We start from the raw sequence: 26,064 nt of genomic DNA, 5'->3' as shown, positions 1-26,064 counted from the left end.
TGATAGGGGTTATCTTTTAGTTACCCCGTTCAACCCCGGAGAGAAACGATGAGTGCTTATGTAATTTTCGTGCGCAAAACCACGCATGATGAACAAGAAATGCAAACCTACGCAAAACTGGCCGGAGAAGCTCGCGGCGACCATCCCATTACTCCGCTGGCTTTTTACGGTGATATCACCACTCTGGAAGGCGATGATGCCGAAGGTGCGGTTATTCTGTCATTCCCGGATATTGAAGCTGCAAAAGCCTGGTACTACAGCGATGCATACCAGAAAGCCAAAAAGCACCGCAATTTGGGTGCCGACTACCAGGTGTTATTGATTCAGGGGGTTTGATCAACAGGTTGTTCTTTCTGTAAAACAGAACCAGATCTGGAACCTATAGCCACATCAGTCTGGGTGAACGAAATTTTCAGTTGCAGCAAAAACAACCTGCCAGTACTGAGCAAATTGCGCGCCGTGTCAGCCACACTGATTTTACTCACCCACTGCGCCCGGCGCCCGCAGGGGGCACTGGCCCCCTGCACCCCCTTTCGTGGCCGGCAAAATCGCCGCTTCGCGGACATTCGGCTTACCCCGGCGGCCTGTTCGGGTACCGCTCCGAGTCGGCTTCCTGCCTCCCGTCGCTCTGCCTGCGTCCTGCAGGCAGCCCCGGCCCGCCAGGCACGCCTCAACGATTTAGAGGCCACACCCCACACCCGTTTGTATGCTCACAGCAAAAAACACACAAAGACATACCAGGCACAAATCCCCCAGCCACACCACACAATACAAAAAACCCCGCTACTTGCAGCGAGGCCTGTTCGCGTAAGACCGGTGAACCGCAGAAAGGAAGACAAGGTTATTCCGCCCGGATGGCGGAATAAGGCGAACCGAGGCAGGGATGCCGAGTCGAGCCGGCCGCAGGCTGACTGCCCGGAGGTGAACGCAGTGCGCAGCACCGGTTGCCCGCGAAAACGGGGATTGCAAAGGGGGCGAGCCCCCTTTAGCCCGTTCACTGGCTGTGAAGCCACATTCACCACATCACTGCAAGTGAACGGAACCCTCTACACTGACACCACAGCAAGTGAACGGAACTTTCACCACACTGGAAGTGAAAGCCCCCTTCACTTCACCTCAAACCACGTGCCATCCCGCCAGTGCCGCCGCCAGCACCACCCCAACGTCACCCCGCGCAGCACCAAAAACACCACCAAAGAAAACCACAACCCATGATTCCCAAACCCAGGCAGTGTCAGCAGGCACACCGCAAACCCTGCGGCTGAAAGCGCCATACTGTTACGCATTTCTGCGCCCCGGGTCGCACCAACAAACATCCCGTCCAGCAAATAACACCACACCCCGGCAACCGGCAGCAGCACCTGCCAGAACAAGTATTTATCTGCCAACTGGTGTAATGCTGGTAGCGAAGTCAGTAAGCCAATAATTTGCGGCCCGGCAAGGGCATAAACCAGAGAGAACCCCAGAGCTACCACACCAGCCTGGCGGCATGCAGCGCCCCATACAGCCAGCAACTGCCCTTTGCTCCGGGCCCCAAAAGCCTGGCCGGAATGGGCTTCTACTGCATAAGCAAAACCATCAAGTGCGTAAGCGGTAAAGGTCAGTAACGTCATCAGTAATGCATTTACCGCCACAATATCGCCACCCAGCCTGGCGCCAAGCACCGTGATGGAAGCAAAGCAGCCCTGAACCAGTAAAGAACGCAGCATGATGTCACGGTTTAACGCCATCAAACGCCGAATATTACCGAACCACACCGTTTTCAGGCCTGCCAGAGGAATGCCCCGCAGCACCAGAACCCGCCAGACCATCACCAGCCCCAGAAGCAGCGTGACATACTCAGAGAGAGTGGTTGCCAGCGCAGCCCCTTTCACGTTCATACCCAGCCCCATTACCAGCCAGATATCCAGCGCGATATTCAGCACATTACCCACCACCAGCAGAATAACCGGAGCACGGGCATACTGCACACCCAACAACCAGCCCAGTAACACCAAGTTAGCCAGTGAAGCGGGGGCACCCAGCCAGCGAACCGATAAAAATGCCTGCGCCTGGGACAATACCGCTTCACTGCCGCCCGTCACGGTAAGTGCGAGGTGAATTAATGGCGCACGAAACACCACAATGGCGACTCCCGCCACCAGTGCCAGCAATAACGGCTGCATCAGGGCTCGTAACAACCCCTCGTCGTCTCTTGCGCCATAAGCCTGGGCCGTTAACCCGGTAGTACTCATCCGTAAAAACAGCAGCAGCATAAACAGAAAACTGGTTGCTGTTGCGCCAATAGCCACGCCACCAAGGTAATCCGGGCTGTCCAGGTGCCCAATCACCGCAGTATCAACCAGGCCCAATAACGGTACGGTGATGTTGGACACTATCATGGGAATAGCCAGGCGCCACAATGCCCGGTCAGTTCGGGAAAAAAATCGCATCACTTACCCCGGATAAAGTTTGGGGAAACACCCACAAAAAAGCCGTGACACAGGCTGGCTGCATCACGGCTGTAAAAGCATAGCAAATTAAGGATTCGGTCAGAGCCAGTCGCCGTTGCGAATAACGCCAACAGCCAGGCCCTCGATAGTAAAGTTTTGCTCACGTAAATCGACAACAATGGGTTTGAATTCGTTATTTTCAGGGAGTAACTGAACTGTATTCCCTTGCTGTTTCAGGCGTTTAACGGTTACTTCGTCGTCGATGCGTGCCACAACGACCTGGCCATTACGCACATCCTGCGTTTTATGCACTGCGAGCAAATCGCCATCCATAATACCGATATCTTTCATTGACATACCACTAACGCGCAGTAAGAAATCCGCATGTGGTTTAAACAGGGAAGGATCGACCTGATAGTGGCCTTCAATGTGCTGCTGAGCCAGCAGTGGTTCACCGGCAGCAACCCGGCCAACCAGCGGCAGGCCGTCGTCATTGGATTCTTCCAGGAGCAGACGAATACCACGAGAAGCGCCAGAAACGATTTCGATAACCCCTTTGCGGGCCAGTGCTTTCAGGTGTTCTTCTGCCGCATTAGGCGAACGAAAACCCAGACGTTGCGCTATTTCCGCACGGGTTGGAGGCATCCCCGTCTGGCTAATGTGATCCCGGATGAGATCGTAGACCTCCTGCTGTCTGGTAGTAAGTGCTTTCATTCCTTCTGCCCCCTGGGTGTATATACAGTTATGCTGTGAGTATATACAGTTAATGGTGATTTTGAAACCACAATTAAGCAAAAAACCAGGGACTTATCCCATAAAGTAGCCAGAGGTAACCAGACAGCGCCTGAAATACACGGTATCAAGCGTTTTTTCAGGAAAAACTCAGAAAAAATGAGACCAGAGCACGCTTCCCCAGGTAAACAGGGCGAGTATAATTGCGAACAACACTGCAGCGGACCCCATATCTTTAGCCCTGCCAGAGAGTTCGTGAAAATCTGTTCCCACCCGGTCAACAATGGCTTCAATAGCACTGTTGAGAATTTCGATTATCATAACCAGAGTGACGGAGCCGATAAGCAACACGCGGGCAATGGCACCGACATCCAGCCAACAGGCAATAAAGATAGCCAGTACAGTAGCAACTCCTTCCTGGCGAAATGCGGCTTCATTGCGCCATGCCGCACGAATACCTTTCCAGGAATAACCGGCTGCTTTAATGATTCGGGTGAGTCCAGTGGTGTTACTTGCCATAAAGGAACCTTTTTAGCTTAGTGGCGTCAATGCCTGTAGCGTCGCGCAGGCAACTTCCTCAGAAATCCAGGCGGGTTTCTGTTATTCTTGCGACGCATTTGCGTTTTTAACCAGAGGCTTTACAACGTTTATGTCCGGTTGGCCACGAATTTACTACAAATTGCTGAATTTACCATTAAGTATGCTGGTAAAAAGCAAATCTATTCCGGCGGATCCTTGCGCCGAATTGGGTTTAGATACCTCTCGCCCTATTATGTATGTGCTGCCTTACAATTCAAAGGCAGACTTACTGACATTACGGGCGCAATGTCTGGCACACGATTTGCCAGACCCGCTGACACCTCTTGAAGTGGACGGTGCCTGCCTGCCACGCTATGTATTTATTCATGGCGGGCCGCGTGTATTTACGTATTACACGCCGAAGGAAGAGTCCATCAAGCTGTTTCATGATTACCTGGATCTGCACCGCAGCAACCCCAATCTGGATGTCCAGATGGTGCCAGTATCAGTGATGTTTGGCCGTTCACCAGGCCGGGAAAAAGGCGAAGAAAACCCGCCGCTGCGCCTGCTTAACGGCATTCAGAAGTTCTTTGCCGTGCTATGGCTGGGCCGCGACAGCTTCGTGCGTTTTTCGCCGCCCGTCTCTCTGCGCTGGATGGCGACAGAGCATGGCACAGACAAAACTATCGCCCAGAAGCTGGCCCGGGTTGCACGTATGCACTTTGCCCGGCTGCGCCTGGCGGCTGTCGGCCCGCGCTTACCTGCCCGTCAGGACTTGTTCAATAAGTTGTTGTCTTCAAAAGCTATCGCCAAAGCGGTAGAAGATGAAGCGCGCAGCAAGAAAATCTCCCATGAAAAAGCACAGCAAAATGCCGTTGCCCTGATGGAAGAAATTGCCGCGAACTTCTCCTATGAAGCCATCCGCATGACTGACCGCGTGCTGGGCTTCACCTGGAACCGGTTATATCAGGGCATTAACGTTCATAACGCTGAGCGGGTTCGCCAGTTGGCCCATGAAGGCCACGAACTGGTGTATGTTCCCTGCCACCGCAGCCATATGGATTACCTGTTGCTGTCCTATGTGCTGTATCACCAGGGGCTGGTGCCGCCGCATATTGCAGCTGGCATTAACCTGAACTTCTGGCCCGCCGGGCCGATTTTCCGCCGGCTGGGTGCTTTCTTTATTCGCCGTACGTTTAAAGGCAATAAACTCTATTCAACCGTGTTCCGTGAATACCTGGGGGAATTGTTCAGCCGTGGGTATTCGGTGGAGTATTTTGTTGAAGGGGGGCGTTCGCGCACCGGCCGCCTGCTTGACCCAAAAACCGGCACACTGTCTATGACGATTCAGGCCATGCTGCGCGGCGGTACCCGCCCGATTACGCTGGTGCCGATTTACATTGGTTATGAACATGTCATGGAAGTGGGCACCTACGCGAAAGAGTTGCGTGGCGCCACTAAAGAGAAAGAGAGCCTTATCCAGATGATGCGCGGCCTGAGCAAGCTGCGTAACCTGGGCCAGGGGTATGTCAATTTTGGCGAGCCAATTCCACTGACCAACTGGCTGAATCAGCATGTCCCGGAATGGCGTGATGCGATAGACCCCATCGAAGCGATACGCCCGCCGTGGTTAACCCCCAGCGTGAACGAAATTGCTCATACACTGATGGTGCGCATTAACAATGCTGGTGCGGCTAACGCCATGAATCTGTGTTGCACAGCTTTACTGGCCTCTCGCCAGCGTTCACTTACCCGTGAGCAACTGACTGAGCAGTTAGAATGTTACATGAGCCTGCTGCGCAATGTGCCTTATTCACCGGATTCTACCGTTCCTGCATTGTCGGCCAGCGAGCTTATCGACCACGCATTGCAGATGAATAAGTTCGAAGTAGAAAAAGACACGATTGGCGATATTATCGTTCTGCCCCGTGAGCAGGCCGTGTTAATGACCTACTATCGCAATAACATTGTGCATATGCTGGTGATGCCGTCTTTACTGGCCTCAATTATTACGCAACACCGTAATATCACACGCGAAGATCTGCTGAGCCGGGTAGAAGTACTGTTCCCAATGCTTAAAGCAGAGCTGTTCCTGCACTGGGATAAAGAAGCACTGGGTTCTGTAGTGGATGCGCTGCTCAATGAGCTGGTGCAGCAGAACCTGATTCTGGAAGACAGCGGCCGTTTCCGCCTGAACCCGGCACGCTCCCGGACTCTGCAGCTGCTTGCAGCCGGGGTGCGCGAGACGATTCAACGTTATGCAATCACCTTCTGGCTGTTGAGCGCCAACCCGACGATTAACCGCGGGACGCTGGAGAAAGAGAGCCGTACTGTGGCACAACGTTTGTCTGTACTGCACGGTATCAACGCCCCTGAGTTCTTCGACAAAGCGGTGTTCTCTTCTCTGGTGCTGACACTGCGTGATGAAGGCTATATCAGCGATACCGGTGACGCGGAGCCAACAGAAACCATGAAGGTTTACCAGTTGCTGGCTGAGCTGATTACTTCGGATATCCGCCTGACAATTGAAAGTGCTGCATCACAAGGCGAAGACGCACCCGCGCAATAACCGTTGAGTGTGTACAAAGCAAAGTAAAAAATGGCGGGAACGTAAATTCCCGCCATTTTTATGCCCGGTTACAGTGCCATTACTCAGGGCAGTTAATCAGGCCACCATTCAGGACAGGGGCGGCAGATAATGTACAAACAACCCTAAAAATAACACCAGCCCTACATAGTTGTTATTCATAAAGGCTTTAAAACAGGCATCCCGGTCGCGCCCGGCAATGAGTTTTTGCTGGTATGAAAACAGCCCCGCAGCAAGCAACAGCGACCAGTAAAACGCCCCGCTCAGGTGATTAAGCCAGCCCACCAGCACTAACAGTGCGAGAACCGCCACCTGCAATATGCCAATAATCAGTTTGTCGTAGCGCCCAAACAGAATAGCGGTGGATTTCACGCCTATTTTCAGGTCGTCATCTCTGTCTACCATGGCATATTGCGTATCATAAGCGACAGCCCAAAGGATATTGGCTAAAAACAGTAACCAGCAACTGAGCGGCAACTGTTCACTCACGGCCGAAAACGCCATGGGAATTGACCAGCCAAACGCAGCCCCTAATACCACCTGAGGTAAATGGGTGTAGCGTTTCATAAACGGGTATACCCAGGCCAGCGCCAGCCCGGCGACAGACAGCAGAATCGTCATGGTATTCAGGGTGAGCACCAGCACGAAAGACAACAATACCAGTACACCAAATAACGTAATCGCTTCGCGCTCTGTGACATCGCCACTGGGTAATGGGCGGCGAGCCGTGCGCTTGACATGCCCGTCAAATTTGCGGTCGGCGAAATCATTCACCACACAGCCTGCGGCACGCATTAACCAGACACCAGCAATGAACACCAGCAGAATAGTTACCGGCGGAATGCCTGGTGCTGCAAGCCACAGCGCCCATAAAGTAGGCCAGAGTAACAGTAACGCGCCAATCGGTTTGTCAGTACGCATGAGCCGGTGAAATGCCAGCAGCTTATTCTTCTGCGTCAGACTCCACTCCATTTTTCATCCTCTTGATACAACGGTGATGCAGGTAAAAACAATTCGGTCAGTAATAATGGTTTGCCCGACAAACGGAGGCGGGAACGGCGCCCCCATAAGGTTTCACTGCGCCCCGGGTGAATAAAATCGCGTGTAAGGGCTGATGAGGTAAACAAATACCTGCCAAGCGGCGTTGTGCCCAGGCGCTGTAACGCCAGCTCCGGGCCATTCAGGGTGGATAACGGCACCACAGTGCGCCCCACCAGCCAGGGCGTACTATCGCCCAGCAAAATAATTTCCCGTAACCAGTATTGTGGTTCACGGGGTAACCAGTTGACGTCTTCGCCCACCTGTTCCGGCGTTACAAAGCCTTCCGATAGCAGCGTCACACTAACCTTGCTGCAACAGCGTTCAAAACGCTTTGTCATTGAGTCTTCCAACAACAGCCAGTCACGCAGCCAGGCTGACAGGTTATCCGGCAGGGTGTCGGAGAAAGACAGCGCCCGTAATTGCGCCAAAGCAGGGTGCATCATGCCCAACAGTCTCCAGAACAGAACAGTGGACATTGTAACGCAGAACACGAAAAGGGTGTGGCAGGAAAATAGCAGAAACCAACAGCCATGTAACAAAAAACCAACGGCCACAGACAAGCCTGCCGGTGGAAAAAAGGTGCGCAGACGCGCACCAAGGCTTACAAGATCAGCAATGTGGGGTGATTACCCCTTGCCTTTTACACTACTGATAAAGGTTTTACGTGCGCTGGTGGATCCAAGACGCTCGGCCTCATCAAGTAATTTCAACGCCTTATCTACATCACCTTTGGCAACTGCCTGCTTAATGGCCTGGTTAAAGTAGGCTTCGGTGTCATTCAGCATGGGCTCCGCTTTCGGTGCCGGAGCGGGTGCCGCAACAGGCGCGACAGCTGTGGCAGTATTTCCGACGGTGACCGTTGGGGTGCTGGCTGAAGAACCAAAGATAGGCCCAACCAGGATGCTGGCTCCGGAAGAAGTTTTCACTTTCAGTTTGAGCGTACCCTCTGCAGCGTGCTGCGCTACCGGGTCCGGAATATCCGGAATGGCATTACCCGCGCCTTTGGCGTAAGCCTTGGCCGGAGCAATCAATGTGGTGGTACGTTGAACATCCTGCGGAGTCGTAAAGACCAGTAAGTAAATTTTCTGCTGCCCTAACGCAGGCGTCAGTTTCAGGGTGCCTTCCAGCCGGTCGGCGGCCATCACACCAGGTTGTTGGTAAGTGAAGAAATTCGCCGGGAACCAGGCTGACGGGTTCATATTTTGGTCCAGTACCAGCACATTCGGGGCGAATACCCGGTTCTGTGCCACTTCACTGGTCAGGGTAATTGAGAGTTCGCCAATATTGGCAGGCACGCTGTATGCGGCCACTGGCCCGGTAATGCCCGGGTTACTGAGTTGCTGGCCCTGTGTTGCCAGCTTAACTTCTACATTCTGCCCGGAATTTAACGGCTGCCAGGTTAACCGCTGGAGTGACTGAGCACTGAAAGTAGGCGCTCCGGCGAGATTTTGCGGCACCAGGTCAACTTCAGCGAAAGAGATTGCGGGAACAGCGGCGAGCAACCCTGCGCTCAGGCAAAGGGCAATGAGACTTTTTTTCATTGTTATGACCTCGATTACAGAAGGGATACGGTAGCCAGGCAATAGCGCGTATCCACATAACTGCGTTCAACAGGGAAAGATTGAAGAGGGGGTTGCCCCCCTCTGGTTTAACGCGTTGTAGTCTTCAGGCTTACCACCAGATTTCCATCTGGGCGCCGAAGGTCCACTCGTCGTTGTCACCACGGCTGTAGGTGGTGGTGCTGGTATCGGCAGCCGCGTAACCGCTGTCGTTGTAGCCCCATTTTTCATCCCACTTGGCGTAGGTGGCGAACAGGCGCAGAGCCGGGCGGGACCAGATGCTGTCGCCAGCCTGCCATTGCTGTGCCAGGGTCACTTTGTACTGGTCGTTGTGCTTGCCAGCGCTCTGTGATTTCACGTTGTCGTAGCCCACTTCCAACAAGGTGCTCATGATTGGCGTCCATTTGTACATTGGGCGCACGCCCACGGTGTACCAGGTGCTGCCATTCTTGCTGTCCATGTCGATATCCTGATACATACCGACATACATCAGTGCCCATTTGTCGTTGAAATCGATGGCACCATGGTTCAGCACACGAATCATATGGCCGTCGTTGTTCAGGGTGCCCTGCGCATGGCCACTGTTCCAGGTGGTCATCGCATCAGTTGCATACTGAACGACAAACTTGTTGAAACCGCCGCCAATAGACTGGGTATGTTCAGCGGTGAACATGTAACCGTCTTTGGTTGCGCCATCTTCCAGGCGGTAGTTGTCACGTGGGTTAGCACGGCCATAATCCACACCCAGTTCCAGCACACCACCCGGGTTCACTTCCAGGCCCGCTAAGCGCACGTCAAATACGTCGTTGGCGGTTTTGGATGCATAATCACGTTCACGGTCGCTGGTGAAGGTGTAAGAACCACCAGTTTCAGAGTTACGGGTAGCAGCAACAGACAACTTACCAAAGCCGAGGTCTACGTTTTCCAGACCGGCACCAGGACCTGAAATATCCCAGTAGTAGAAGTCGATCATGTGAACGTCATGACGTTGGTAGAAGCGTTTACCGGCCCAGATGGTGGAGCCAGGCAGTGCATCAATCAGGTTTTTACCCTGAACGTTGGCTTCACGAAATGCCGGGCTGGTGGATTCCCAGTCATCCATCTGAGAAACCGAGTAAGCGACGTTAGTGTCGAAATAGAAGCTTTTATCGCCTTCTTTCCACACTTCCTGTCCCAGTTTTAATTCCGCGTAGGTTTCACATTCGTTGCCCAGACGGTATTTGCTTTGCGCGCCGGTGGCGGTAAAGCACTGCTGTTCACCGCCACTACCCGTCCAGCCAATACCAGAACGGGCATAACCGTGGAAGTCAACGGCCAGCGCCTGAGCAGACATCACACCCGCAGCCACTGCGATAGCCAGGGGAAGTTTGCGCAGAGTAATCATCATTCTATCTCCTGAGGTCATTGCTTTTATTGTGAGGGTCACTTAAACACCTGGCTCCTGATGCAACCGACGGCAGGCTGTGCCATCTTCCTTGAATAAGTGGCAGCGCTCTGGCGGCAAGCCAATGGCGAATGTCGCGCCCTCTTGCACCAGCACCACGTCGTTCTGGCGGTAAACCAGGTTTTGACGCAGCGCCGGAATCTGAATATGGATTTGTGTTTCATGCCCCAGTTGTTCCACCACCTGCACTTCCCCTTCGAGGGTGACATCGGCGATTTCACTGGGCAGTAAATGTTCGGGACGAATGCCCAAAGACATGTTGGCCCCCACCTGAACGCCAGTGCTTTCCACCGGCAGCCATACGTGCTGGCGGTTAGGCAGCTCAACCTGCACTTGTTCCAGTGCGGTTGCGGTGACTTTAACGGGCAGGAAGTTCATTTTGGGCGAGCCGATAAAACCGGCGACAAAGCGGTCTGCCGGGTAGTGATACAGTTCAAGAGGCTTACCGACCTGCGCGATACGGCCGGCATCCAGCACCACAATTTTGTCGGCGAGGGTCATTGCCTCTACCTGGTCGTGGGTGACGTAAATCATGGTGCGTTTCAGGCGTTTATGCAGACGGGAGATCTCAATGCGCATTTGCACACGCAATGCCGCATCCAGGTTAGACAGGGGCTCATCCAGCAGGAATACCCGAGGCTCAGCGACCAGAGTACGGCCAATCGCCACACGCTGGCGCTGCCCGCCGGAGAGCGCTTTCGGGCGACGGTCCAGTAAATGGGCCAGTTGCAGCACTTCAGCAACCTGGTTAACACGCTGGTTAATCAGCTCTTTTTTGGCACCAGCCAGTTTCAGGCCGAAAGACATGTTTTCCGCCACCGACAAGTGCGGATAAAGCGCATAAGACTGAAATACCATGCCCACACCACGTTCAGCGGGAGGGACATCATTCATACGTTTTTCGCCAATGAACAAGTCACCACTGGTGATGGTTTCCAGACCCGCAATCATGCGTAATAACGTTGATTTACCACAGCCAGACGGGCCAACAAATACGACAAATTCGCCGTCGTTGACTGTTAAATTGATGTCTTTCGACACCACCACGTCTCCCCAGGCTTTGGTTACGTTCTGTAACTGCACGTTTGCCATCGAACTTCTCCCTTCATCCATCACTCAACCCGCCAGCGGCAGGTAATACAAGATGTGTCCGACTATGAGGGAGTTTGTCGTCAGGAAAATCCTCCACCCATGGCTTTTTTATGGGGGAGGAGACGGGAGGATGAGAAACACGTACAGGCAGGGAAAATCGTGGGCTGGCAGGGATTTTCGTGATCCTGACGTCAAAAATCGGTGCTGTTTTGTGTGCTACAGGCCACATAACGGGGATTTATGAGAGACACGTCACACAAACCTCCCTTACGGCGTAGTGCCAGGGAGGATGAGATTTTCCTGTTCTAATCCGAAACTGGCACAGGTAAAGCCACACAGTGTATCCACGTGCATATCACCTAAAGGATGGAACATATGAAAATTAAAACCGGCGCACGTATCCTCGCGTTGTCTGCGCTGACGACAATGATGTTTTCTGCCTCTGCTCTGGCCAAAATCGAAGAAGGCAAACTGGTTATCTGGATCAACGGCGATAAAGGCTATAACGGCCTGGCCGAAGTAGGTAAAAAGTTTGAACAGGACACCGGGATTAAAGTCAGTGTTGAACATCCGGACAAGCTGGAAGAGAAATTTCCGCAAGTAGCTGCAACAGGCGACGGCCCGGACATTATCTTCTGGGCCCACGACCGTTTTGGTGGATATGCGCAGTCTGGTCTGCTGGCTGAAATCACCCCGGATAAAGCTTTCCAGGACAAACTCTATCCGTTTACCTGGGATGCCGTTCGCTACAATGGCAAACTGATTGCCTACCCAATAGCTGTCGAAGCGTTATCACTGATTTACAACAAAGACTTGCTGCCAAACCCGCCAAAAACCTGGGAAGAAATTCCGGCACTGGATAAAAAACTGCGTGCTGAAGGTAAGAGCGCGCTGATGTTTAACCTGCAGGAGCCGTACTTCACCTGGCCGTTAATCGCCGCTGATGGTGGCTATGCCTTTAAATATGAAAACGGCAAATACGATGTCAAAGACGTGGGTGTGGATAACGCAGGCGCGAAAGCCGGCCTGACTTTCCTGGTTGATTTGATTAAAAACAAACACATGAACGGCGACACCGATTACTCGATTGCTGAAGCGGCATTCAACAAAGGCGAAACCGCCATGACCATTAATGGTCCGTGGGCCTGGGCGAATATCGACAAGAGCAAAATCAACTACGGTGTGACTCTGCTGCCAACCTTTAAAGGTAAACCCTCAAAACCGTTTGTTGGTGTACTGAGCGCCGGGATTAACGCAGCCAGCCCGAACAAAGAACTGGCGAAAGAGTTTCTGGAAAATTACCTGATGACTAATCAGGGACTGGAAACCGTAAACAAAGATAAACCACTGGGTGCTGTTGCGCTGAAATCTTACCAAGAAGTTCTGGAAAAAGACCCGCGTATCGCCGCTACCATGGCTAACGCGCAGACCGGTGAAATCATGCCGAATATCCCGCAGATGTCTGCATTCTGGTACTCCGTTCGTACTGCTGTAATTAACGCCGTTACTGGCCGCCAGTCTGTCGACGCAGCGCTGAAAGACGCCGAAACACGTATTACCAAATAAACCATCAGTCTCCACCTTCTCCCCACCGGGAGAAGGTGCCTGATACCCCGCAGTTCCCGTAGTAGAGGAAGACCCCATGGATGTGATGAAAAAGAGCCACTGGTGGCAAAGCGACAGTCTGAAATGGTCTGTTATCGCCTTGCTTGGGTTACTGGTCGGTTATCTTGTGGTAGTGATGTACGCCCAGGGGGAGTACCTGTTTGCCATAATGACCCTGATTATCAGTAGCCTGGGTTTATATATTTTCGCCAACCGCCGTACCTATGCCTGGCGCTATGTGTACCCGGGGCTGGCCGGGATGGGGTTATTTGTACTTTTTCCGCTGGTTTGCACCATTGCCATTGCGTTCACTAACTACAGCAGCACCAACCAGTTAACTTTTGAGCGGGCACAACAAGTGCTGATGGACCGCCAGTACCAGGCGGGCAAAAGTGTCCGGTTTGCGCTCTACCCTGCTGGCGACAAATGGCAACTGGCCCTGACTGATACTGCTGAAGGGAAAAACTACCTTTCTGAACCGATTACACTGAGCGGCAAGCAACACTTAACGCTGTCCCCGGTGGATGCCCTGCCAGCAACAGATCACGCCAACCTGCGCGTAATTACCCAAAACCGCCAGGCACTTGGCGAAATCACCGCCGATATTCCCGGTAACCCTGGGCTGGTGATGAGCTCATTACGTGAATTTTCCGGTACCCGGCCTTTATATACGCTGGGCAAAGATAACAGCCTGACCAACAACCAAACCGGTGTGATGTACCGCCCGAACGATAAAAGCGGCTTTTACCAGGCTGTGGATGCCAGCGGTAACTGGGCCAGCGAACAGCTAAGCCCGGGCTATACCGTAACCATTGGCTGGGATAACTTTACGCGTGTATTTACCGATGAAGGCATCAAGAAACCTTTCTTCGCCATTTTCATCTGGACCATTGTTTTCTCTGCCCTCACTGTTTTCCTGACAGTTGCCGTCGGTATGGTACTGGCCTGCCTGGTACAGTGGGAATCCCTGAAAGGAAAAGCGATTTACCGGGTACTGCTCATTTTGCCTTATGCGGTGCCATCGTTTATTTCTATTCTGATTTTCAAAGGGTTGTTTAACCAAAGTTTTGGTGAAATCAACATGATGCTAAGTGCGTTGTTTGGCATCAAACCCGCCTGGTTCAGTGACCCGACGACTGCCCGCAGCATGATTATCATCGTCAACACCTGGCTGGGTTACCCTTACATGATGATCCTGTGCATGGGGCTGCTGAAAGCAATTCCGGAAGATTTATATGAAGCATCGGCGATGGATGGCGCGGGCCCGTTCCAGAACTTCTTCCGCATTACACTGCCTTTGCTGATTAAGCCACTGACACCACTGATGATTGCCAGTTTCGCGTTTAACTTTAACAACTTTGTTCTGATTCAGTTGTTAACCAACGGCGGCCCGGACCGGCTCGGCACTACCACACCGGCAGGTTATACCGACTTACTGGTGAGCTACACCTACCGTATCGCCTTTGAAGGCGGCGGCGGGCAGGACTTCGGCCTGGCGGCAGCCATCGCCACAATTATATTCCTGCTGGTTGGCGCACTGGCTGTCGTGAACCTGAAAGCCACCCGCATGAAGTTTGATTAAGGAGGAATCATCATGGCTATGGTGCAACCCAAATCGCAAAAATTACGCTTACTGACCACTCACTTACTGTTGCTGTTGTTTATTGCGGCCATCATGTTCCCGCTGTTAATGGTGGTGGCGATCTCTCTGCGCTCCGGTAACTTCGCAACGGGCAGCCTGATCCCCGATCAAATTTCCTGGGAACACTGGAAACTGGCGCTGGGGTTCAGTGTGGAACATGCCGACGGGCGTGTCACACCGCCCCCGTTCCCGGTGCTGTTATGGCTGTGGAACTCAGTCAAAATCGCCGGTATTACCGCGATTGGGATCGTGGCGTTGTCCACTACCTGCGCTTACGCTTTCGCGCGGATGCGTTTCCCAGGCAAAGCCACCCTGCTCAAAGGGATGCTGATTTTCCAGATGTTCCCGGCAGTGCTGTCACTGGTTGCGTTATACGCATTGTTTGACCGCCTCGGCCAGTACATTCCGTTTATTGGCCTGAATACCCATGGCGGGGTGATTTTTGCCTACCTCGGCGGTATTGCACTGCACGTCTGGACGATTAAAGGCTATTTCGAAACGATTGATGGCTCGCTGGAAGAAGCGGCGGCACTGGATGGTGCCAGCCCGTGGCAGGCCTTCCGCCTGGTGTTGCTACCGTTATCGGTGCCAATTCTGGCGGTGGTCTTTATTCTGTCGTTCATTGCCGCAATTACCGAAGTGCCGGTTGCTTCACTGCTGCTACGTGATGTAAACAGCTACACCCTGGCCGTAGGTATGCAGCAATACCTGAACCCGCAGAACTACTTGTGGGGCGATTTTGCGGCTGCCGCAGTGTTGTCCGCGATACCGATTACTGTTGTGTTCCTGCTGGCGCAGCGCTGGCTGGTTAACGGCCTCACCGCTGGCGGTGTTAAAGGCTAACCTTGTTCCACCCCCGCGCGACCTGCCTGTACGCGCGGGATGTAATGCCACTGCAAACCCTCATTGTTAAGCCAACTTGTCTCTGTCTTTGGCGGCCTGAAGAGCCGCCACTTTTTTTTGCGCATCACGCACATTTATTCCCGCCGCAGCCTGCTACTGTTGCATAGCCATAGCGTAATCACTAACAGCAGAATAGCGGCAGAGTAGATAAGGACATCGATTGGGGATTTATGGTCGATGATTATCAGGCGCACAATCGCCGTAATACCGATATAAACAAAGTAACGTAATGGGAAATGAAATCCCGACTGAAAGTACTTCACAATCAGGGCGATAAATTCGAAGTAAAGGAAGTAAACCACCAGGCCTTCAATCAGCAGGTATTTACTGGCCTGCTCATTCGGGGTGAACAGCACATCAGCAAGATGCAAGGTTTCTTTACCGAGAAAAATGACCAGTATTAACCCAAGGCAGGTCAGCCCCAGGTTGAGAATGGTTTGCAAAATTGTCGAAATCAATTCGACACGGGCGCGCGCTAATGACGTCATAACAGACTCCACTTTATTGCGGTCTCTGGCCTGTTATACGGCAAAAATGTGATCCAGATCCATATTTTTTTCTTTAGCATAGTGTGCTATCCATACGTGAATCTGTTCATGCGGAGTGATACCGATACCAACCGGAGGTCTCTATGATTCGCATTGCCTGTTTACACACGGCACCCGGTAATGAAGCGTTATTTGACCAGGCCGCTCAGGATACGGGCCTGCCCGCGGGGTGTTTAAAACACACGGTGATGCCGCAACTGTTGCGCACGGCGGAAGCCAGTGGTGGGTTAACCTCAGCACTGGAAGATGATGTAATCCGGGTGCTTCTGGCACTAAGCCATCACGCCGACGCAGTACTGCTGACCTGCTCAACGCTTGGCCCGGCGGTAGACAAACTCAACCAGCGCTCACCCGTCAGCATTCCGGTGTTGCGCGTTGACCGGGCATTGGCGCAAGCAGCAATGGCCCAGGGTAAGCGCACGGTGGTGTTGTGTGCCACCCAAACAACGGTTGAACCTACCCGGGTACTGTTCGAACTGGCACGCCAGCGACCTGAACAGGTAATGGAAACCCGGCTGATTCCCGGTGCCTGGGATGCTTTTTTACAGGGTGACCAAATCCTGTACCACGAGCGGATTATTGCTGCCGTACAACGGGCTCTGACAGAGGGTGCCGAGTGTGTTGCACTGGCGCAGGCATCCATGAGCAGTGTCAGTAAATATTTGCCAGCCTGCTCCCCGGTACTGACCAGCCCACATCTGGCGCTGGAACAGTTAAAACAGCGCTTATTTGAATAACTAAAACTACCCCCGCCGGAATCAAAGTTCGTCGGATACATGATTCAGGCGGGGTACCTCTTCCACAAAAGAAGTGCGCACCAGTAATTTCATATAATCTTTTCAGATAAAACAATATAATTTCCAACCCGCAGACACAGAATTATATTCCGCCATAAATGAAACCACAGCCATAAAAAACCAGGAGAATAAAAAAATAATTATTATAAAATAATAACCTCAAGAACTATATCAAGAAAATTTATTCTTACTACATTCAAATCGCTGTTTTAATTACCCCCTCTTAATATTCCCTTGATACCACTTTTGAGTATCGTGACATCCAAACTTAATAAGCTAAACTTAAACTCACACTTAAAAACAAACTGGTAATTTATATGAAAAAATCAATAGCCTGTGGTTTATTCTGTGCCAGCCTTCTTCTTCCATTAACCGGTTCGGCTAATGAGTATTCAGGAGCCATAACTAAACTTGCCGATACAGATATTAAGAGCTGGATCTCATCTCCAGAAATAATTAATGCTGTAAAAGCACAAAATCAAAAAAACTCAGGTCTGACTGCAGCAGACATTAACAAAATGGATAAAGAATGGACGTCTGAAGTAACCCAAAAAGAAAAACCATTGATAGACAAGGTGTTAAATAATCCATTATCAGCGTTTCTCAGGAAAAAACTTGATGACAGTAATGGAGTGTATACTGAAATTTTTGTTATGGACGACAAGGGGTTGAACGTTGGGCAGAGTAATATTACTTCTGACTATTGGCAGGGTGATGAAGCCAAATGGCAACAAACCTATGCTAAAGGGCCCGGAAGTATAAACATCAGCGAAGTTGATGAAGATGAATCAACACAAACCTATCAAAGCCAGCTTAGTTTACCCATCGTGGACCCTGATACAGGTAAAGCGATTGGTGCTATCACAATAGGTATAAATGTTAACGCGCTCTAAAAATACGCAGGGAGCGATATCATTTCCTCCCTGCGTATAAATCATATTATCTGTTAATAACAGGTAGTGTTTCCACGACAACATTGGTGGAGCCTGTATGCGTTTCTTTAAAAAAATAAGCACTAAAATGGCACTGATGGCAATTATAATTATCTGTGCCGGATTTACTGTTACCACATGGGTTACTCAGCAACATGTGAGCCGGGCTTTTATCGAACGCGAACTATCAAGTAAGCAGGTTATTAGTAAGTTTCTTGCTCAAAGCATTTCGCCTTCAGTAAAATTTCGCAAAGCTGACAGAGTGAATGATGAAGTCGTTGCGCTGGCGAAACAAACCGGTAAAGACATGAGTTTTTCCGCTGTATTTACCAATGAAAACACTATTTTCTCAAGTTATGGTGATGATAAGCAGGCACTGGCTACACTGGAAACGTTATTAACCAAAAATAAAACTAACCTTTCTGGTGGAGCAATACAGAGCCTGGTGACTGATGATGCCATCTTCTTACTGGTTCCTGTACTTAATGCAAAAGATAACGCCTGGTTGGGGACGCTGGGGCTAACATGGAGCCTCAGTACAATAAAAGAAAAGATCCATTCTCTTATTATGGGATTAATGTCAGTAGCGATTCCCGTCGTACTGGTTGTGATTGCTTTTCTACTCCCATGTATGCGCTATCTGGTATTCCGCCCTATCAGCCAAATCAACCGGCTGGCCGCTGAACTGGCTCATGGTGAAGGCGACTTACAACGGCGTATCATTTATAAACGGCAAGATGAATTGCAAGAATTGTGCAGTAATATCAATCAGTTTATCCAAAAAGTACAGGAAGCACTGGGAGAAGTGACTCGCCAGTCTGCCGCCCTGACACAGATTGCGACAGAGAGCCGTCGGGTTTCCGAAGATGCTAATCTTGCAGCGCAATCACAACGTAAAAACCTGGCGAGTATGTCCCATTCACTCACGGGAATGCTGGCATCAATTAAGAAAGTCGCCAATAACGCAGCAAATGCAGAATCTGCCACTAATGATGCACAACAACTCTCTGATGAAGTGAAAACGACTATCGATTATAACCGTACTGTTATCGGGACACTGGCTTCTGAAGTTGAGAATGCGGCGATGGCTATTGCCCGCCTGTCTGATGACAGCAAACAAATAGGCTCAATAGTGGATGTGATACAAAACATTGCCGATCAGACTAATTTGCTGGCACTTAACGCCGCCATTGAAGCCGCCTGTGCAGGCTCCCATGGCCGTGGATTTAGCGTTGTCGCAGATGAAGTACGTACCCTTGCAAATAAAACCCAAAGCTCCACCAAAGAAATCAAAGCAATGATTGCTACTTTGCAATCAGAGAGCCAGGATGCTGCCAATATCATGGTTCAGGGGCGGGATAATGCCCGCAACAGCGTAGAACACGCTGAACAGGCACGGGAAGCACTGATCCGCATCACCAGTGAAGTAGAAGAAATCTCCAGCGTGAATACACAAATTGCTACTGCGACACAGATGCAGTCAGAAACAGCAGAAAACCTGATAATGGACATTGCAAATCTTAACAAGCTTAGTGATAGTTCCGCTGACAGTGCTGCTCAGGCAGCCAGAATGGGGGCTGAACTGTTTGACCTCATCGAGAAAACCCAACAAACGTTGGCACGGTTTAAAGTGTGACACAGAAACCATTCTCCCATCTGGTTGCCGGGTAAAACAGAACGATGGCAAGATACCTGTCATTAACCGCGGTATACAGGCATGACTATGATGGAATTTTCTTTTCGGGAAGCAGGCGAAAAGGATGCGCCACTGCTTCACCAACTGGGCACCGAAAGTTATCAGCACCACTTTGCTCACTTGTGGAATAACCCACAAGAGATGCAGGCATTCATGCATAAATCCTTTGATCCTGCCGCGATTCGCGAGCGGATGGGCACGCCCGGTAACCAGTGGCTGGTTGCCGAAGCAGGCAAACCAGTCGGTTTTGCCGAACTGACCTGGCATGAACGGCTAGCACACCCCTCGCCTCAGGGCGCGTTTCTGAACAAAATCTATTTGCTGCCGGGGCTTACCGGGCAAGGACTGGGGCAGGCTTTTTTTGACGAGATAATCACCCGGGCAATGGCTCATGGGGAAACGTCGTTGTGGCTGGAAGTGCTTGCAGAAAATCATGGCGCCCGGCGTTTTTACATGCGCCAGGGGATGCATGTTATGAAGAAGCTGGTGTTTCAAAGTGCAACGCAAACCAGTGATATTTTACTGATGGCGATGTCACTTCCCCGGCCAGGAACTGCACCGGGGAAGCCTCAGGTTAACGGAAGTTAACGCTGCGGTCGCTGGTCATGCTGTAGAGGTCGAATTTACGGCCCAGCATCTGCCCACCATCACGGGTAAGCGGCGACCAACTGACTTGCGCACGGCTGCGTGTCGGGTAGGCGCTGAACAGATCCATCGGTACAGAAATATACACCCCTTTGGTGAAATCCCCTTCGCCGTATTCGTCTGGCGACACATTGGTGATAGTGGCGTAAGTCCCGACCACAATCCCGCTGTCGAAGTGTTTCGACACTTCCAGCGTCGCGCCCTTGTCGCCTGCCAGATACTGCCCAACACTCAGCTTCATCAACACATCTGGTGCAAATGACGGATTCCAGTATGCAGTAACATGGCCGGTTTTCACGCTGTAATCAGTGAATTTCATCATGTCTGTTGGGCTGGTCCAGTCGCGCTGTTTCACGTAGTTAGCATTGACACCTAACGCCCAGTCGCTGTCCAGTGGGCGCCACAATACCTCTGTCCCGACACCGCCAAACATGGTTTCCAGGTAACCACCATATACCTGGCCGTAAAAACCATTACCCAGATACTGGAAGTAGTTCGCCTGCAGGTTATTGATGTAGTAATTGTTTTCCACATATTCACGTACACGAGTACGAACTCGCGGTAACACAGAGTCGCTACTGGTGTAATTAAATTTGCTGTAGTTGTTGGTCAGGTTCACGAACAGGCTGCCGGTAGTTAATAAATGGTCGGTCAGCCAGTAATCCGCCGTTCCCATTACCCCTAACTGGTACATGTAGAAGTTTTCCGGGCCACCTACAGACTGGTTCAGCACTGGGTCGAGCGAGTAATTGAAGCGGCTTTTCTCGATATACCAGCCTTGCTCAGTGTCATCCGGAATATCCGGGTTTTCCCGTTTTTGCAGTAACGGCGTTTCCTGCCCCAGAGGTTCACCTTCCAGATGGCGTTTCAGGCTGGCGACATCGGTTTCAGTGGTAACCTGCGGCAAATTCACACTGCTTTCCGTAACCTTAATGGTACGAATATCCGCCGGGAGATCATTCATGATGATGCGGTTTGCACGCACCACGCCTTCATCTCCATCACGGTACTTTGCCTGGTCACCAGAAACATATAAGGTATCGCCTTTGATCTGGATTTTCGGGTCGATGTACCCGGCGTTGTATTTCAGTTGGGTTAACTGGTTTGCCACTACGGTATGTTGCAGCACGGCATCCTGTGGCTGCGGCTCATATGCCGGGCGGCGGCTGTCTGTCCAGTAATGGCTCAAATCATTAAAGTTGGTATGCAGGGTAAAACCGAACATGAACGTGTTGCCGCGCTCATAGCTCAGGCTGGCATCAGCCCAGTTTGATAAACGGTAAACAGCCCCGACGTTAAATTTACTTTTTTGCTCGATTACCCCGGCGTATTCATCACTGTAGTTGTTGCCTTCATATTCCAGCTTCAGGCGCAGTGGCTGCCACGGGGTTTGGTATTCAATCCCACCAAATAAAGCACTCGGGCCATGAAACATGTTACCCGCACTGAGTGAACCTGCCGCCTGGTAGCTGGTGTCACGGTAGCAATAGCTGCCACTGACACTACAGAACGGGTTTTTGATATTGCCACTGGTGCCCAGGTAACCCCAGCCAATGCCGAGCGAGAAATCGAATGGCCCCCAGGCTTTACTGGCGACCAGGTATTCACTGTCAAACAGCCCGGTACCGCCAATATCACGCAGACCAACAGCGACTTGTGGCAACCAGTATCCTTCTTCCCACAAACGCAGTTTCATATCGAAGGATTTATCTTTGTAGGTTTGGTTGCCAGAGAACGCCTCTACGTTACTGTATTTGCGGGTACGCACGTCGGTATAACGCAGTGTGGTTTCCAGCCAGGGGAATAACTGAATGGAACCAGAATAAAAGCGGTACTGGTCGTTATCATGGTAGTTAAAGCTGAAAGAGCCTTCACGAGCCATTCGGGCAGTGGGGGTTTGCAGTAATCCCACGCCACCAAAGTCTGATTGCGTTGTGTTGTCTGGCGCGACATAAGTTTCAGCATGACAGGCCGTTGCCACGGCCATCGCCATCAGACTGTATAAATATTTTTTCTTCATCAATCTGGTATCCGATGGGTCAGAGAAGTCAGGATGCGCTTATTCAACTCGTCCCACGACGATGAGAACAAATGCGAACCAAAGCCAACAAAAATCAGGCTGCCCGGAGAGGGTTCAACATGGCGCTTATTCCAGTACGCCACGGGGACTTGCTCAGTTGTTCCATCCGGGTAAATCACCCAGGCATAGCTACGCTCAGCACCACTGAGCAGGCTTTGGTCATCCAGGTAATCCGCCACAGATTCCCCAGGTGTAAAGGCTACAGTTTCGGGTTTGCTGACCAGGCCCAGTATGGTCACGGTATTGGGTTGTGTGGGAAGCCAGAGCTGGTATTGCCCTTCCAGTGGTACGTTCTGCTGGCTGTGCAACCGTAACCAGTCCGGGTCGAGACGTACCAGTTGGCGCCCTGTCACTTTCACCAGAGCCAGTTGTGCCCGCAATGCCTGAATAGCCGCACCGCTGTCGCCGCCTTCATCCCGGGCCAGTGCATCCAGGTCTGCCAGTAATTGCTGGTGTTCTTGTTGCATTTTGATGCTGGCGCCCTGGTAGCTGATCACCGCGCCCCGCCACCAATCGCTGTGTACCTCTGGTGCTGTAACGACATCTGCCAGTCTGGCGACATTATTCAGTTGTACTGGAGTGCTGTTGCCTGGCATGTTCACGGTGACAGTGCCTGCAGCCCAGGTGGAAGCCGGGCCTGCGGTAAACCCCATCATCAGGGAAAAGAGAATCGGTGCGGTTTTTGTCAAATTCATTATTGTGCCGCCTTTAACAAGAGCTGGGTGACCGGATAATAATCGCCACCTAAATACTGACGGGACTGGAGAATTAATCCTGAAGAAGAGACCCAGTAGCGGTTCTGCCAACTGGCATCATCTGTAGTGACTTCTTCATTAAGCACCCTCACTGCCAGGGTTTTATCGGCAATTTTCAGGGTGTCTGTGCCATCCCAGTGGAATGTTGAACGGGCAACGGCATAGCGCACTTGCTGGTGCTCAGTCCAGCCCATGCGCCGGGTCCACTGCGCACCGTCCTGTAACGTCGCTACGTTCGCCAGCGGGTCTACGCTAAGGTTATCCACTTCAAGGAGGTTATCTGTCAGGCCCAGAGTTTTCACCAGACGCCCGTGTTGTGCCACCATCACCGCGCCATCCTGAGTGGCCCATTTTTGCTGGCCCTGTTCATCCCAGGCCAGAACAACAAAGATACGTGGCCCGCCATTTAAAGAAACGTACTGGCTGGCATAAGGCATGTTTTGAATTTCGTCGTCAGTGAGTTTGACGCCGTTATCGCCCCACAGGCTGTCCCACAACGATACCCCAAGCCCTTTCGTGGTTGCTGAACACGCCTGAAGAAGCAGGCAAATCATAATTATTAGCAGTCGTTTCACCACACGTCCCCGGGGTCAAAATAACCACACCGAAGTGTGGTTATGATTAAAACACTCACTAATTAGCGAGTGGCCGTACTGGTCGTCGTTGTTGTAGTGGTTCCGGTATTTGCACCGTTACCACCACCGGTTGCGGCTAAAGCCATACCCATTGCGGAACCCATTGTGCTGGCACCGGCTGCTGCTGAACTACCAACAGAAACTGAACTGGCGGCAGCGCCAGCAGCATGACCGAAACCAACCTGGCTCAAACCGGCAGCCGGGCCAGAAGCCTGGCCAAAACTAACCGGAGTCGCACTGGTCGCTGCACCGCTCTGGCCGAAACCAGGTGCTGCACTGGCAGAACCAGCCGCAGCAAGTGCAAATATGGCAAATGCGCCATAGACGAGTTTCTTCATAACAATTTCCCTTCACTAAATGAATGGAGATTTACCTGAAAACTTTTCAGGCGCGATCGAGTATACACAACAACCCGGTGTGATTTGGCTCACAGCGAATAACCCGATGGGTTTTCAGAAAAGATGAAGATATAAAGAAATTCACAGCAAATTAGAATTACCAAACAGATAAAAATCAACTAGTTAGATTTAAATTATTTAGATGAATAATCCGTTTTGTCTGAAAAGAATGGCGAGGGATAATAATAGATTAAACGCTTTTCAGAATAACCTTACTCATAATTAATGGTTATGTGCGTTTTTTTCACAGATTTATCTTATAAAAAATGCCGGTATAAAACCGGCATTTTAAAATATATAGCGAAACTTAATAAATTAAGCGCGCCAGGATTTATAACGGTTAATCAGGCCGTTGGTGGAACTGTCGTGGCTTTCCACCGCGCTCTGGTCACCCAGTTCCGGCAAAATGCGGTTAGCCAGTTGTTTACCCAGTTCAACACCCCACTGGTCAAACGTGAAGATGTTGAGAATAGCGCCCTGAGTGAAGATTTTGTGTTCATACAGCGCAATCAGTGCGCCAAGGCTGAACGGAGTAATTTCACGCAACAGGATGGAGTTGGTTGGGCGGTTGCCCTGGAATACTTTAAACGGCACCACATGCTGCAGCGTTGCCGGGTCTTTACCCTGGTCACGGAACTCTTGTTCCACTACATCACGAGATTTACCGAATGCCAGCGCTTCTGTTTGCGCAAAGAAGTTGGACAGCAGTTTCTGGTGATGGTCGCTCAACGGGTTGTGAGTGCTTGCCGGTGCAATAAAGTCACACGGAACCAGTTTGGTGCCCTGGTGAATTAGCTGGTAGAACGCATGCTGACCGTTGGTGCCCGGTTCACCCCAGATAATTGGCCCGGTCTGGTAATCCACTGCGTTGCCGTTACGGTCAACATATTTGCCGTTGGATTCCATATTCCCTTGCTGGAAATAGGCCGCGAAACGGTGCATATACTGGTCGTATGGCAGAATAGCTTCGGTTTCAGCGCCGAAGAAATTGTTATACCAGATGCCAATCAGTGCGAGGATAACCGGCAGGTTTTGCTCAAGCGGGGTGCTGGCGAAATGTTTGTCCATTTCGTGTGCGCCACTTTGCAACTGAATAAAGTTATCAAAGCCCACAGACAGAATGATGGACAGGCCAATCGCAGACCATAAGGAATAACGGCCGCCAACCCAGTCCCAGAATTCAAACATGTTGGCAGTATCAATACCGAATTCGCTTACCGCTTTGCCATTGGTGGACAGCGCAGCAAAGTGTTTGGCAACGTGTTTTTCATCACCGGCAGTTTTCAGGAACCAGTCACGGGCGCTGTGCGCGTTGGTCATGGTTTCCTGAGTGGTGAACGTTTTGGAAGCCACCAGGAACAGCGTGGTTTCCGGGCTAACATTTTTCAGCACTTCCGCAATATGGGTGCCATCAACGTTAGACACAAAATGCATGTTCAGGTGGTTTTTGTACGGGCGCAGGGCTTCTGTCACCATGAACGGACCAAGGTCAGAGCCACCAATACCAATGTTAACTACGTCAGTAATCGGTTTACCGGTGTAACCTTTCCATTCGCCGCTGATAATGGCTTCAGAGAAGTGTTTCATCTTCTCAAGCACCGCATTCACTTCCGGCATGACATCTTTGCCATCGACCAGGATTGGTGTGTTGCTACGATTGCGCAACGCAACATGCAGAACAGCGCGGTCTTCAGTCCGGTTAATTTTTTCGCCGGAGAACATAGACTTAATAGCAGAAGACAAGTCTGTCTCTTTTGCGAGGGCCAGTAATTTATCAAGCGTTTCCTGCGTGATGCGGTTTTTGGAATAATCCACCAGCATCAAATCGTTGAAAGTAGCGGAAAAACGAGAAAAACGATCGCTTTCTTTAGCAAAGAGTTCACTGATAGTGACGTCTTTCATGTCGGCGAAGTGTTTCTCAAGCGCCTGCCAGGCTGCGGTTTGCGTTGGATTGATATTTTTCATAGCAACACTCTTTTGATTTGAGAATTGTGACTGAACACGATTGTAGCGCTTGTATGC

23 protein-coding genes are annotated in these 26,064 nt (G+C 51.2%); 9 read left to right on the top strand and 14 right to left on the bottom strand.

The features are described 5' to 3' along the window. The first annotated feature begins 48 nt into the window (after positions 1–48). On the top strand, positions 49–336 hold the full coding sequence (locus tag DES37_RS15420) for a DUF1330 domain-containing protein (RefSeq protein WP_036116512.1): 288 nt from the start codon (positions 49–51) through the stop codon (positions 334–336). 770 nt (positions 337–1,106) lie between these two features. Here the strand turns inward: DES37_RS15420 and dinF are convergent. The 3 genes from dinF to DES37_RS15400 all read right to left on the bottom strand — a co-directional run bounded on the left by dinF (position 1,107) and on the right by DES37_RS15400 (position 3,683). Further along, positions 1,107–2,432, bottom strand: a complete 1,326-nt coding sequence (gene dinF / locus DES37_RS15410; protein WP_110026591.1) for an MATE family efflux transporter DinF — start codon at positions 2,430–2,432, stop codon at positions 1,107–1,109. 99 nt (positions 2,433–2,531) lie between these two features. Further along, positions 2,532–3,146, bottom strand: coding sequence for a transcriptional repressor LexA (gene lexA / locus DES37_RS15405; RefSeq protein ID WP_036102991.1), 615 nt, complete (start codon positions 3,144–3,146; stop codon positions 2,532–2,534). A 168-nt stretch (positions 3,147–3,314) separates the two neighbouring features. Further along, entirely contained in the window at positions 3,315–3,683 is a 369-nt protein-coding gene (locus DES37_RS15400) for a diacylglycerol kinase (protein WP_036102989.1), read from the bottom strand. Between the two features lie 130 nt (positions 3,684–3,813). Here DES37_RS15400 and plsB point away from each other — a divergent pair, with 130 nt between their 5' ends. Then, on the top strand, positions 3,814–6,252 hold the full coding sequence (plsB, locus tag DES37_RS15395; protein WP_110026590.1) for a glycerol-3-phosphate 1-O-acyltransferase PlsB: 2,439 nt from the start codon (positions 3,814–3,816) through the stop codon (positions 6,250–6,252). 108 nt (positions 6,253–6,360) lie between these two features. On the opposite strand, the gene ubiA is transcribed toward plsB, so the two are convergent. From ubiA to malK, 5 genes are all read right to left on the bottom strand, one after another. Then, entirely contained in the window at positions 6,361–7,242 is an 882-nt protein-coding gene (ubiA, locus tag DES37_RS15390) for a 4-hydroxybenzoate octaprenyltransferase (RefSeq protein WP_110026588.1), read from the bottom strand. Continuing rightward, a complete protein-coding gene (gene ubiC / locus DES37_RS15385; protein ID WP_110026587.1) occupies positions 7,227–7,754 on the bottom strand; it encodes a chorismate lyase in 528 nt (175 codons plus the stop codon). Before ubiC ends, ubiA begins: the two co-directional genes overlap by 16 nt. 183 nt (positions 7,755–7,937) lie before the next feature. Continuing rightward, positions 7,938–8,858, bottom strand: a complete 921-nt coding sequence (gene malM, locus DES37_RS15380) for a maltose operon protein MalM (RefSeq protein WP_110026808.1) — start codon at positions 8,856–8,858, stop codon at positions 7,938–7,940. A gap of 124 nt (positions 8,859–8,982) precedes the next feature. Then, positions 8,983–10,257, bottom strand: a complete 1,275-nt coding sequence (locus tag DES37_RS15375) for a maltoporin (RefSeq protein ID WP_110026585.1) — start codon at positions 10,255–10,257, stop codon at positions 8,983–8,985. Positions 10,258–10,296: 39 nt separating this feature from the next. Further along, positions 10,297–11,406 carry a maltose/maltodextrin ABC transporter ATP-binding protein MalK gene (gene malK / locus DES37_RS15370; RefSeq protein WP_036102983.1) on the bottom strand — a complete coding sequence of 370 codons (1,110 nt, stop codon included), beginning with the start codon at positions 11,404–11,406 and terminating at the stop codon, positions 10,297–10,299. A 375-nt stretch (positions 11,407–11,781) separates the two neighbouring features. Here malK and malE point away from each other — a divergent pair, with 375 nt between their 5' ends. The 3 genes from malE to malG all read left to right on the top strand — a co-directional run bounded on the left by malE (position 11,782) and on the right by malG (position 15,496). Then, positions 11,782–12,972: a maltose/maltodextrin ABC transporter substrate-binding protein MalE gene (malE, locus tag DES37_RS15365; protein WP_110026584.1), complete on the top strand. Its 1,191-nt coding sequence runs from the start codon at positions 11,782–11,784 to the stop codon at positions 12,970–12,972. A 76-nt stretch (positions 12,973–13,048) separates the two neighbouring features. Beyond that, entirely contained in the window at positions 13,049–14,593 is a 1,545-nt protein-coding gene (gene malF / locus DES37_RS15360; RefSeq protein WP_110026582.1) for a maltose ABC transporter permease MalF, read from the top strand. Between the two features lie 12 nt (positions 14,594–14,605). Then, the gene (gene malG, locus DES37_RS15355; RefSeq protein WP_036102978.1) at positions 14,606–15,496 is read left to right on the top strand and encodes a maltose ABC transporter permease MalG; all 891 of its coding nucleotides are present in this window, start codon (positions 14,606–14,608) and stop codon (positions 15,494–15,496) included. Between the two features lie 134 nt (positions 15,497–15,630). Here the strand turns inward: malG and psiE are convergent, their stop codons facing one another. After that, complete coding sequence (psiE, locus tag DES37_RS15350; protein WP_036102976.1) at positions 15,631–16,044, bottom strand: phosphate-starvation-inducible protein PsiE; 414 nt, start codon at positions 16,042–16,044, stop codon at positions 15,631–15,633. Between the two features lie 143 nt (positions 16,045–16,187). On the opposite strand from psiE, the gene DES37_RS15345 reads away from it, so the two are divergent. The 4 genes from DES37_RS15345 to DES37_RS15330 all read left to right on the top strand — a co-directional run bounded on the left by DES37_RS15345 (position 16,188) and on the right by DES37_RS15330 (position 20,117). Then, the gene (locus DES37_RS15345; RefSeq protein WP_110026580.1) at positions 16,188–16,841 is read left to right on the top strand and encodes an aspartate/glutamate racemase family protein; all 654 of its coding nucleotides are present in this window, start codon (positions 16,188–16,190) and stop codon (positions 16,839–16,841) included. A gap of 377 nt (positions 16,842–17,218) precedes the next feature. Next, on the top strand, positions 17,219–17,794 hold the full coding sequence (locus tag DES37_RS15340) for a PDC sensor domain-containing protein (RefSeq protein WP_110026578.1): 576 nt from the start codon (positions 17,219–17,221) through the stop codon (positions 17,792–17,794). 97 nt (positions 17,795–17,891) lie between these two features. Continuing rightward, the gene (locus DES37_RS15335) at positions 17,892–19,469 is read left to right on the top strand and encodes a methyl-accepting chemotaxis protein (RefSeq protein WP_110026577.1); all 1,578 of its coding nucleotides are present in this window, start codon (positions 17,892–17,894) and stop codon (positions 19,467–19,469) included. Positions 19,470–19,556: 87 nt separating this feature from the next. Continuing rightward, positions 19,557–20,117, top strand: coding sequence for a GNAT family N-acetyltransferase (locus DES37_RS15330; protein WP_170123778.1), 561 nt, complete (start codon positions 19,557–19,559; stop codon positions 20,115–20,117). On the opposite strand, the gene DES37_RS15325 is transcribed toward DES37_RS15330, so the two are convergent. From DES37_RS15325 to pgi, 5 genes are all read right to left on the bottom strand, one after another. Beyond that, positions 20,104–22,194, bottom strand: coding sequence for a YjbH domain-containing protein (locus tag DES37_RS15325; protein WP_110026573.1), 2,091 nt, complete (start codon positions 22,192–22,194; stop codon positions 20,104–20,106). The genes DES37_RS15330 and DES37_RS15325 overlap by 14 nt on opposite strands. After that, positions 22,194–22,949 carry a capsule biosynthesis GfcC family protein gene (locus DES37_RS15320; RefSeq protein ID WP_110026571.1) on the bottom strand — a complete coding sequence of 252 codons (756 nt, stop codon included), beginning with the start codon at positions 22,947–22,949 and terminating at the stop codon, positions 22,194–22,196. Before DES37_RS15320 ends, DES37_RS15325 begins: the two co-directional genes overlap by 1 nt. After that, on the bottom strand, positions 22,949–23,584 hold the full coding sequence (locus DES37_RS15315; protein WP_036102971.1) for a YjbF family lipoprotein: 636 nt from the start codon (positions 23,582–23,584) through the stop codon (positions 22,949–22,951). Before DES37_RS15315 ends, DES37_RS15320 begins: the two co-directional genes overlap by 1 nt. A gap of 62 nt (positions 23,585–23,646) precedes the next feature. After that, positions 23,647–23,982, bottom strand: coding sequence for an exopolysaccharide production protein YjbE (gene yjbE / locus DES37_RS26210; protein ID WP_036102969.1), 336 nt, complete (start codon positions 23,980–23,982; stop codon positions 23,647–23,649). A 375-nt stretch (positions 23,983–24,357) separates the two neighbouring features. Beyond that, positions 24,358–26,007: a glucose-6-phosphate isomerase gene (gene pgi, locus DES37_RS15305; RefSeq protein WP_110026569.1), complete on the bottom strand. Its 1,650-nt coding sequence runs from the start codon at positions 26,005–26,007 to the stop codon at positions 24,358–24,360. Positions 26,008–26,064 lie beyond the last annotated feature (57 nt).

This window comes from Mangrovibacter plantisponsor (genome assembly GCF_003182475.1).
GTDB classification, from domain to species: Bacteria; Pseudomonadota; Gammaproteobacteria; order Enterobacterales; family Enterobacteriaceae; genus Mangrovibacter; species Mangrovibacter plantisponsor.
The sequence above is the reverse complement of the archived record's forward strand: the minus strand, read 5'-3'. Positions and strand labels throughout refer to the sequence as shown.

Coding starts and splice junctions, on each gene's coding strand:
- lexA (WP_036102991.1), bottom strand. CDS start 3,146: ATGAAAGCACTTACTACCAGACAGCAGGAGGTCTACGATCTCATCCGG.
- DES37_RS15335 (WP_110026577.1), top strand. CDS start 17,892: ATGCGTTTCTTTAAAAAAATAAGCACTAAAATGGCACTGATGGCAATT.
- DES37_RS15325 (WP_110026573.1), bottom strand. CDS start 22,194: ATGAAGAAAAAATATTTATACAGTCTGATGGCGATGGCCGTGGCAACG.
- malF (WP_110026582.1), top strand. CDS start 13,049: ATGGATGTGATGAAAAAGAGCCACTGGTGGCAAAGCGACAGTCTGAAA.
- DES37_RS15400 (WP_036102989.1), bottom strand. CDS start 3,683: ATGGCAAGTAACACCACTGGACTCACCCGAATCATTAAAGCAGCCGGT.
- DES37_RS15420 (WP_036116512.1), top strand. CDS start 49: ATGAGTGCTTATGTAATTTTCGTGCGCAAAACCACGCATGATGAACAA.
- yjbE (WP_036102969.1), bottom strand. CDS start 23,982: ATGAAGAAACTCGTCTATGGCGCATTTGCCATATTTGCACTTGCTGCG.
- DES37_RS15320 (WP_110026571.1), bottom strand. CDS start 22,949: ATGAATTTGACAAAAACCGCACCGATTCTCTTTTCCCTGATGATGGGG.
- dinF (WP_110026591.1), bottom strand. CDS start 2,432: ATGCGATTTTTTTCCCGAACTGACCGGGCATTGTGGCGCCTGGCTATT.
- DES37_RS15330 (WP_170123778.1), top strand. CDS start 19,557: ATGATGGAATTTTCTTTTCGGGAAGCAGGCGAAAAGGATGCGCCACTG.
- DES37_RS15340 (WP_110026578.1), top strand. CDS start 17,219: ATGAAAAAATCAATAGCCTGTGGTTTATTCTGTGCCAGCCTTCTTCTT.
- ubiC (WP_110026587.1), bottom strand. CDS start 7,754: ATGATGCACCCTGCTTTGGCGCAATTACGGGCGCTGTCTTTCTCCGAC.
- malE (WP_110026584.1), top strand. CDS start 11,782: ATGAAAATTAAAACCGGCGCACGTATCCTCGCGTTGTCTGCGCTGACG.
- ubiA (WP_110026588.1), bottom strand. CDS start 7,242: ATGGAGTGGAGTCTGACGCAGAAGAATAAGCTGCTGGCATTTCACCGG.
- malG (WP_036102978.1), top strand. CDS start 14,606: ATGGCTATGGTGCAACCCAAATCGCAAAAATTACGCTTACTGACCACT.
- plsB (WP_110026590.1), top strand. CDS start 3,814: ATGTCCGGTTGGCCACGAATTTACTACAAATTGCTGAATTTACCATTA.
- malK (WP_036102983.1), bottom strand. CDS start 11,406: ATGGCAAACGTGCAGTTACAGAACGTAACCAAAGCCTGGGGAGACGTG.
- pgi (WP_110026569.1), bottom strand. CDS start 26,007: ATGAAAAATATCAATCCAACGCAAACCGCAGCCTGGCAGGCGCTTGAG.
- DES37_RS15345 (WP_110026580.1), top strand. CDS start 16,188: ATGATTCGCATTGCCTGTTTACACACGGCACCCGGTAATGAAGCGTTA.
- DES37_RS15375 (WP_110026585.1), bottom strand. CDS start 10,257: ATGATGATTACTCTGCGCAAACTTCCCCTGGCTATCGCAGTGGCTGCG.
- psiE (WP_036102976.1), bottom strand. CDS start 16,044: ATGACGTCATTAGCGCGCGCCCGTGTCGAATTGATTTCGACAATTTTG.